Origin of the sequence: Pseudorhodobacter sp., assembly GCF_030452865.1 — a bacterium.
Classification (GTDB): domain Bacteria; phylum Pseudomonadota; class Alphaproteobacteria; order Rhodobacterales; family Rhodobacteraceae; genus Pseudorhodobacter.
In genome coordinates this window covers 1-8,722 of record NZ_JAKDLJ010000119.1, presented here as the reverse complement: position 1 = coordinate 8,722, position 8,722 = coordinate 1, and the positions used below count along the sequence as shown (strand labels likewise).

General features: G+C 61.1%; 8 protein-coding genes. 2 read left to right on the top strand and 6 right to left on the bottom strand.

Annotated elements, in window-relative coordinates; genetic code table 11:
* The first annotated feature begins 154 nt into the window (after nucleotides 1-154).
* A complete protein-coding gene (locus tag L0H65_RS08975; protein ID WP_301458533.1) occupies nucleotides 155-475 on the top strand; it encodes a DUF6280 family protein in 321 nt (106 codons plus the stop codon).
* 104 nt (nucleotides 476-579) lie between these two features.
* On the opposite strand, the gene L0H65_RS08970 is transcribed toward L0H65_RS08975, so the two are convergent.
* The 4 genes from L0H65_RS08970 to L0H65_RS08955 all read right to left on the bottom strand — a co-directional run bounded on the left by L0H65_RS08970 (nucleotide 580) and on the right by L0H65_RS08955 (nucleotide 4,884).
* Nucleotides 580-1,455 (bottom strand): hypothetical protein, encoded by an 876-nt coding sequence (locus L0H65_RS08970; protein WP_301458532.1) that lies wholly within the window; start codon nucleotides 1,453-1,455, stop codon nucleotides 580-582.
* A gap of 281 nt (nucleotides 1,456-1,736) precedes the next feature.
* Entirely contained in the window at nucleotides 1,737-3,098 is a 1,362-nt protein-coding gene (locus tag L0H65_RS08965) for a TolC family outer membrane protein (RefSeq protein ID WP_301458531.1), read from the bottom strand.
* A 55-nt stretch (nucleotides 3,099-3,153) separates the two neighbouring features.
* Entirely contained in the window at nucleotides 3,154-3,807 is a 654-nt protein-coding gene (locus L0H65_RS08960) for a protein-L-isoaspartate O-methyltransferase (protein ID WP_301458530.1), read from the bottom strand.
* Nucleotides 3,808-3,900: 93 nt separating this feature from the next.
* A complete protein-coding gene (locus L0H65_RS08955) occupies nucleotides 3,901-4,884 on the bottom strand; it encodes a hypothetical protein (protein WP_301458529.1) in 984 nt (327 codons plus the stop codon).
* A gap of 152 nt (nucleotides 4,885-5,036) precedes the next feature.
* Here L0H65_RS08955 and L0H65_RS08950 point away from each other — a divergent pair, with 152 nt between their 5' ends.
* Complete coding sequence (locus tag L0H65_RS08950) at nucleotides 5,037-6,413, top strand: FAD-binding oxidoreductase (RefSeq protein ID WP_301458528.1); 1,377 nt, start codon at nucleotides 5,037-5,039, stop codon at nucleotides 6,411-6,413.
* Between the two features lie 82 nt (nucleotides 6,414-6,495).
* Here the strand turns inward: L0H65_RS08950 and L0H65_RS08945 are convergent, their stop codons facing one another.
* Nucleotides 6,496-7,110, bottom strand: a complete 615-nt coding sequence (locus L0H65_RS08945) for a glutathione S-transferase family protein (protein WP_301458527.1) — start codon at nucleotides 7,108-7,110, stop codon at nucleotides 6,496-6,498.
* 10 nt (nucleotides 7,111-7,120) lie between these two features.
* Nucleotides 7,121-8,533: an amidohydrolase gene (locus tag L0H65_RS08940; RefSeq protein ID WP_301458526.1), complete on the bottom strand. Its 1,413-nt coding sequence runs from the start codon at nucleotides 8,531-8,533 to the stop codon at nucleotides 7,121-7,123.
* Nucleotides 8,534-8,722: the final 189 nt, after the last annotated feature.

Here is an 8,722-nt window from a genome sequence, read left to right as displayed (position 1 = left end):
GTTAGCGCCGGCAAGATGACAAGATACAGTAGGCTTCTGAATGAGCCATGCACCCCACACATGGGAGCCATGCCTTCGGAGGACTGACGAATCGTGTAGAAATCGTCATATTGCGGCAACGTCGAAAAACGCAAGAGCAAGAATAGGACGAACAATGTTAGACTTCGTGGATGGAACCGCTTTCAATTTTGAACAAGGGCAGCGCGCGCGCAAGCTCTTTGCTGCCGTGGTTCTGGCCGCGTTGGATGATGCGATTGCGGATGACAAGAAATACGGCAACGGCCCGGATCAGATCGCCCGTTGGGCGCGGTCGCGCGATGGGCGTGAAGTGTTGTCCTGCGCCGGCATCGACCCGAATGAGCGGGTGGTGAAAGGGCTGATGGAATTTGTGTCGAAAGGCGTCCGCACCTCGGTTGCATTGTCGCGCGAGGAGTCGGAACGGCGCCACGCGCAGGAGCAAGCCGAGGCCGCCTGAACGCCGCACATTTCGTTATAAGAAAAACGCGCCCCAACCGGGCGCGTTTTGCATTTGTCGCATTCCGCTTCCTTGATCGCGCGCCACGAAGGGGCGCTGTGACCTTACTCGATTTCCCGCACCGCCAGCGCCCGGTTCACCTCCGACCTGACCAGTTTGCGCACGTTGCGGGTGATGCGTTCGCCCAGACTGCCGCTCAATTCCTCACGGATCAGGTCGCGTACCAGATCGCGCAAAACCGCCTCATCGAAATAGCCGCCCTCGCCACCTTCAGCATCGCCTTCTTCGTCAGGCACCTCGGCTTTCGCGGGCTTTGGCGGTGTCTTTACCTCGTTTTGCGCCGCAAATCCCAAGATTTCGGCGACCGCAGCCGCCTCGGCCGCGTCTGCTATCGCCGTTTCAGCTTCCGGCGTCCGGTCATCCGCTGGATCATCAACCAACTCAGCTTCCTCGACCCAATCCGACGCTTGCCACGACGCGCCGCCGATTACCGGATCGCCGGTTTCGGATTCCCAATCATCCCCATTGTCTGCAACCGCCGCACCGATTTCAGAGACCACGCGGTCAAGGCGACCGGAAGGCGCATCATCCGCTTCCGCGTGATCCCCCTCTGCGTCATCCGCAGCAGCCTCCTCGGCCCATGCACCGTCCACAGAGTCACTGGCGTCAGTCCCCTCGTCTGCATCCGAGAACCCATCCCCAAGGACCAGCGTATCTTCTGTATCCGGTGCCACGGCGACAATATCGTCTTCGGGCGCGGCGGATCCTGTCACGGCGGCATCTGTCATTTCCGCCTGCGGACGAGACACCGGCCTTGCGACGACGCGAAAGGCGGGGGTCAGCAATAGCTTGTCATCCGGTTTCGGACGCAAGGGTGCCGCAGTATCGGTCTTTGCGGCCGGGCGGAAATCTTCTGACACCAGCCGCCGAATGGAGGAGAGAACATCCTCAATTTCACCGGAACTCATCGGTTCTGCCATCTTGCCCTGCCCTGTTTTTGTTTCCCTGCCCCGCGACAGGGCCGGAAAACTGCATTTACTTTCGCGCTCACCCTGTCCGGTCCGCCATCCTATGCGCAATTCGGATTGAGCACAGGCGGTGCAAACATTGTGATGGAAGTTTAGCGACATGCCGATGCCGTGACAAGGAATTGGGCGCGCTCCGGTTAATCATTTGCGAATCCGACAAAGATTGTTTCCGAATTGACAACAGTTCAAGGCACAAACCCGCCTGAAGCCAAGGGCTTGAACCCGCGTATCCCCTATTTGATCTGGCCGATTGCCTTCAGAACCTTGTCCAGCCGCTTGCCCTGCGACGAGGTTGCCGGTGCCGATTTCACCGCGTTGTAATACGCCTCCGGATCATAGGTCGGGATGCCGAGTTTCAGATGATCCACAGTCATCAGGCCCATGCGCGCCAGCAAGGTATAGATACCGTTGTAATAGGCCGCCTGCGCCGTCAAGCGCGAGTTGCGGGCGTTCAGCAGGTTCTGTTCGGCATTCAGCACGTCAAGCGTGGTGCGCGAGCCGAGCTTCGCCTCCTCCTTCACCCCGTTATATGCGGTCTGGGCAGAGCGGATCTGACGGTCGCTGCCGGCGATATTGGCGCGGGCAACCTCGATGTTCGACCATGCGATGCCGACACCCTGGATCACCTGCGCCGTTGTCTGATGCAACTGCGCCAGCGTCGAATCCCGCCGCGCCAGCGACTGACGATAAAGCGAAGACCCGTTACCGCCGTTATACAGCGTCTGATTGAGGTTCAGCGACATGCTGAAACTGTCGGCCTTGTTGGCACCGTTGGTCGCGGTGGCATTGGCTGTCAATGTTGGCCCCATATTGGCCTTTGCCAACAGAATGGATGCCTCTGCGGCGGCGACCTGATGTTGAAGCTGATGGATTGACGGGTGGGTGCGTTGCGCGATCGCCTGCGCATCGGCAAGAGACTTGGCGGTATGCGGCATCTTCGGCAAAGTGCTCAGCCGTTTGGGGTAATGGCCGACGGCCAGCTTGTAGCCTTCAATCGCAATCGCCACGTCGCCTTGCGCCGCTGCAAGATCGGCCTGCGAGGCGGCAAGCTGCGCATCGGCAATCGCCACATCCGTCCGGGTAATCTCCCCCACGTCGAACCGATCCTTTGCGGCGCGCAATTCCTGCGTGATCAGCCGCACGTTGGACTGGCGCAAGGCAACAACCGCCTGACGTTGCTGCAAGGTGACATAGGCTCCGACCGCGTTCAGCAACACCTCCTGCTCAAACCCGAGCAAGGAATCCCGTGTCGCCAAAACCGCTTCCTTGCGCGCGGCAATCGCCGCCGCCCCACGACCGAAATCAAATACGAGAATGTCGGCGAGCAGGCTGACCGTCGCGCTCAGCCCCTCGTTCAGTTGCGTGTGACTGTAGCCCGCACTCGCCCGAAAGCTGAGCACCGGGCGCAGGCTGGCAACGGCCTGGGCCACATCTTCATCCGCCGCCCGCAACACCGCGCGGTTCTGATCCAGAATATTGGAGGCGCGGTAGGCTGAAATCAAAGCGTCGGCAAGGCTTTCCGCCAATGCCGCCTGCGGTGCTGCCAGTGCCACACCGACCAGCCCAACCCGCATCAATCTTGCTATCATTCCCATCTGCGCTATCCCGTCGTGTCAAAAATGCCGGTTGTCAGTTTTCCCGGCTACCCGGTCAAAGTGTAAAGGCCGCCTCTTTCCGGAAACCTTGCAGCACCGGCGCCGAGGCGTTGAACGCATAGCGCCAATTCACCCCATTCGCACCTTTCAGTCCAATTCGGGCAACGCCCAGCCGACCTTCCATGAAGATCGCCGCTATCCGACCGCCGATCCGCAACTGGTCCAGCAAGCTGTCGGGCACCGTCTCCACCGCCCCCTGTATCAAAATCACATCGAACGGCCCGTGTTTCGCCGCCCCTTGCTGCAAGGGAGCAGTGGTCACGGCGGCATTGTCGACACCTTCCGCCGACAAGCGCGCCTGCGCATCCTTCGCCATCGCCGCATCCGTCTCCACTGCGACAACGGCATGGGCCAGACGCGCGACCACCGCCGTCGAATAACCAAAGCCACAGCCCAGATCGAGCACGGTATCGCCCGGCTGCACGTCCACAGCTTCAAGCATCTTGCTGAAATTGCGCGGCTCCAGAATCACGCGCCCCGGCGCGATTTCAAGATTTTCTCCAAGATAAGCGGTCTGCAACTGATCCGCACCGACATAGACTTCACGCGGGATCGCCAACATCGCTTCGATGATCGGAAATTTCGTCACATCTGACGGGCGGACCTGCGTATCGACCATCATGGTGCGACGTGCGGCGAAATCGGTCATCTCTGAACTCATTGGTTTAGGATTTATCCCCTTTGTGATGCCACAGAACCGCGCGATGGGCAACACGAAGCGCGCGGCGCGACCGCTTTTCGTTCACAACTTGTCAGGTGTCGCCGCGCTGCCACCAGCGCCGCGTACCCAACTCCCGGCTTTGGCCGCCATGCCGCGGAATTTATCCGACAACCCGTCCAGTTTGGCCTCCCATTCCGGGTTCGGCACTTGCCCTTCGATCACCCTGAAATAGACCTGCAACAGACAGGCAATCGCAAAAGGCTCGATCAGTGCGGCTTTGACCGCCCAGGCAAAGACAAGGGCAAACACCACGCCCCCCGCCGACCACGCCCCCGGCATCAGATAGACCACGGCCGCGGCGGGTGCGAGCATCAGCAGGAACACCACGAAGGACAAGCCGTAAACAATCGCCGTCAGCCAAGCCGCATTGACCAGCATCGGCTTTGCGTTCTGGCCATAAAGCACCAGGCCCTCACGCGCAGCCGCCCAAGGGTTCTTTGATTTGGTCTTGATCGCATAGGCCAGAATGATCTCATCCAGCAACCCGACCGACACCCGCAGATAGGCCCGCACCACGCCCATGATCTGCGACAGCCCCGGTATCGGCAGAATCGACAGCAAGCCCTGCACGACGCCCGTGATCGCACGGACCACGCCCAAAATCACCCGGTCCAGCGCGAACAGCGCCGAGGCTTGGCCAAAGCGTGCCTGCACGACGCCTTTGGCAAATTCGATCTGCCCGCGACCCTCAGGAATCTCGCCGCCTTCCATCAAGGCAACCATCACGGCGATATGCCCGGCCTTGACGATATAGAGAACGTAGTCGCGAAAGAAAAAGATCACACCCGCCGTCAGGCCAAAGCCGCCCAGCGCCCCGTAGCCGGTCGCAGAGGCGCGAAACTCCTCATCACCGAAGTTGCCGATGCCCCAACCGATCCCGGCCCCGGTTCCGGTAACCACAACAAGTGCGGCGGTGATCGAAAAATAGACGATGATCCGGAACAGAAGGAACGGTGCAGTCCGCCGCATCAAACCCAAGGCTTCGGTAATACTGAAATCCCACATGCTTCAAATCCTGTACAAAATATGCCAGCAAGTGCCCGCTGTCGTTTTGATTGCCTGGGCCAAGCCTGCGCTGAATGCGGCAAGTCTAGTCTGCTGCCGTTACGATTGACAAGCCACTTGCGGCCTGCCCAAGACCACCGCATGCTCCCCCGATGATCCCTTGGCCCAAAGCCCTCGGCGGACCGTCCTTCTGGCACAGCCAGTCGCCATCCGGCCAACGTCCGCCGCTTGACGGCGATCACAGCGCCGATATCTGCATCATCGGTGCAGGCTTTACCGGGCTGTGGGCGGCATTTTATCTCATGCGCGCGGCCCCGAACCTGACGATCATCGTGGCCGAGGCAGAGCATGCAGGCTTTGGCGCCTCGGGCCGTAACGGCGGCTGGCTGACGGGAGGCTTTGCCTGGGACCACCGGAGCTACCTTGCCACCGGCTCCGAAGCCGGCGTCCGCGCTATGGTGCGCGCGATGTCGGGTACGGTGGAGGAGGTGATCGGCATCGCAGAGGCCGCCGGAATTGACGCAGATATCCGCCGCACCGATGAGTTGCTGGTCGCCACCAACGCGGCACAGCACAACCGTCTGATCGCCGAATGTGCCAACCGCCGGTATTGGGGCGAAGACCATGTGCATCTGATAGATGCGGATGCGCTCGCCCGCCGTGTCCATATTCCCGGCGCGCTTGGTGCGATGGTCGTCCCCGGTGTCGCCCGCATCCAACCGGCAAAACTGGTGCACGGCCTTGCGCATCTTGTCGAAACCCAAGGTGTGCGTATCGTTGAAAACACGCGGGTCACCTCGATCCGCCCCGGCCATGTCATCACAACGCAGGGCATCATCTCTGCCCGCACCATTCTGCGCGCAACCGAAGGCTTTACCAGCCAGTTTGCCCACCATGCGCGCGACCTGCTGCCGCTGAACTCCGCCCAGATCGTCACAGCACCCTTGCCTGAATCGGTATGGAATAAAATCGGCTGGCAGGGCTATGAAATCCTGGGAGATTTCGCCAATGCCTATTGCTACTGCCAACGCACCGACGATGGTCGCATCGTCGTCGGTGGGCGCGGCATCCCGTACCGTTTCGGCAATCGGCTGGACGATCAAGGCCGCCCCGATGATAAAACCATCCGTCGCCTGATCGCGATCCTGCACCGCCATTTCCCCGCGACCATCGGCCAAACCATCGACCATGCGTGGTGCGGGGTGCTGGGCGTTCCCCGCGACTGGTGCGCAACAATCGGATTTGATCCACATACCCGCATCGGCTTTGCCGGTGGCTATGTCGGGGTCGGAGTCTCCACCGCCAATCTGGCGGGGCGCACGTTGGCCGATCTTGCGCTCAACCGGCAAACTGCGCTGACCGCCCTGCCTTGGGTCAACCGCCCCCTGCGCAAATGGGAACCCGAACCCCTGCGCTGGCTCGCCCTGCGTGGCATGTACTTACTGCTCAATGCCGCCGACCGGGCAGAGAACGCAGGCACGAATCCCTCCCGCCTCACCCGTCTGGGCAACTGGATCAAGAACCGATAACCCGGCTACGGCTTCATCTTGGTAAAAATACCTGAATCCCAACGCCGGCCAAAGATTGCGACGCTGAATAGACCGACCGCCGTTACAACCACCCGCGCGCGCGCATCGCTGCGACCGAGGGGCGTTCCGCCATGCGGGCATTGAACGCCGATAGCTTCGGATAATCACCAATCTCCACCCCGTCACCCGCCAACCAAGTGCTGACGACATAGAGGTATGGATCGGCCAGACTGAACGCATCACCCAACACATATGACCCTTGCAGCACAGCCGCTTCAACATGGGCGCAACACGCCGCCATCGTCTGCGGCACCTTCGCGCGCATATCGGCATGGCTTTCGGCCAGATCCGCCCAGCGCGCACCGCGCAGCTTATGGGCGTGGTTCACATGCATGGTGGAGCCGACATAACACATCGCCTCCCGCATCCGGGCCGCTTGCAACGGGTCTTGCGGCACCAATCCCGCTTTTGGGGCCAACGCGCCGATATAATCCAGAATTGCCGCCGTTTCCGTCAACACCCCGCCCGGCACCTCCAATGCAGGCACCCGCCCTTTCGGGTTGATCGCCAGATACCCGGGCTTCGTTTGCGCGCCGCCGGTGAAATCGAGCTCGACCGGCTCATACGCCAACCCCGCCTCCTCCAACGCAATGGCCACCACAATCGAAATTGTCTTTTTTGCGAGATAGAGTTTCATCTGCCCCCCCCTACGCTTTGTGACCCGGAATCGGCGGCATCACCTCCGGTTCCAGCGGGCAGACATAAGGCTCCCGTGCCAGGTTCGTCGCATGTTCGGCCTTCGCCTCCGCCAGCAGATCAGGGCGCGCGAACAAATCCCGCCCGGTTGCCGCCATGATCTTGGCGGCATGGGCCATGCCCTTGTGCGCGGCGGTGGATTTGCCTTGCGCAGTCAATTGCCACGAATGGAACGGCGTGCCAATGGCGCAGGTCGCGACATAGGCCTGCACTGTCGGCACTGCCCAACTGACATCTGCCACATCGGTAGAACCTGCCCCCGCATCCGGCATATCAGCCAGTTTGACCACAAAATCGGCCAGCACTTTCGGCTCCACCTCCCGCCCCGCGCGCCAGAATGTGTCAGCGATATGCTCTGGCGTCAGGGTTTGCTGGATATCCGCAGCAAAGGCGCGGTCCGCATCATCAAACTCCGGCGCGCCGATCGCCAGTATCTGCGCTTCCATCGCCTGCTCCAACACCGGGCTCGACAGCATCGAGGACACGGCAGAAACCACGCGCGCCTCCACCCGTGTTTCCGTCATCAACGCCGCCCCTTCGCCGATCTTGCGCACCCGCGCCACCAGATCGCGCAACCCCTTGTTGCTGGGCGACCGGATCAACTGCCGCACCGTCGCTTTCGCCTGCACGACATTCGGCGCCTCGCCCCCGGCATCGAGATAGGCGTAATGCACGCGGGCATCATCGGGCATGTCTTCACGCATGTAGTTCACACCGACATTCATCAATTCCACCGCATCAAGGCCGGAGCGTCCCAGTTCCGGACTGCCCGCCGCATGGGCGGAGCGGCCATGAAAGGTGAAATCAATGCGCATATTCGCCAAGGCGCGCGGCGGCATGATGCCGGTAAAATCATTGGGATGCCAAGTGATCGCCGCATCGATATCTGCAAACAACCCGGCCCGCACCATGAACGCTTTGGCAGCACCACCTTCCTCTGCCGGGCAACCGTAAAACCGCACCCGCCCCGGCTTGCCCGACTGCGCCAGCCAATCGCGCAAAGCAACAGCCGCCAGCATCGCTGCGGACCCCAGCAAGTTGTGACCGCAGCCATGCCCGAAATAACCCAATGGCTGCGCCTCTGCGACGCCGGGAACCTGCCCCAACCCGGGCAGCGCATCATATTCGCCAAGTATCGCAACGACCGGGCCGCCCTGCCCCCATTCGCCCATGATCGCCGTGGGGATACCCGCAAGGTTCTCAGAAATCCGCGCGCCTTCGGCTTTCAGTTGCGCAAGATGCGCGGCGCAGGATTTCGCTTCGGTATAGGCCACCTCGGGCGTGTCAAAAACCGCATTGGCAAGGGTGACGAATTCACCCTCATGCGCCTCCACCAGCGGCCATATTTCATCGGAATTGCGCATCTCGTTCCCCCCATGCCTTTGCGTCAGAGTGGCGCGAAGCGGGGTGAAGTTCCAGACCTAAAGCGGCGCGTCTTCCCCAAAAATCTGTGCGCGATGGTCTGCCAGATAGATGCGGAGCCATGGGGTGAAACTCGACGGATCACTGGTAATCTCGGCAATCAACGCTGCCAAAGTGACCCAGCGCACAGC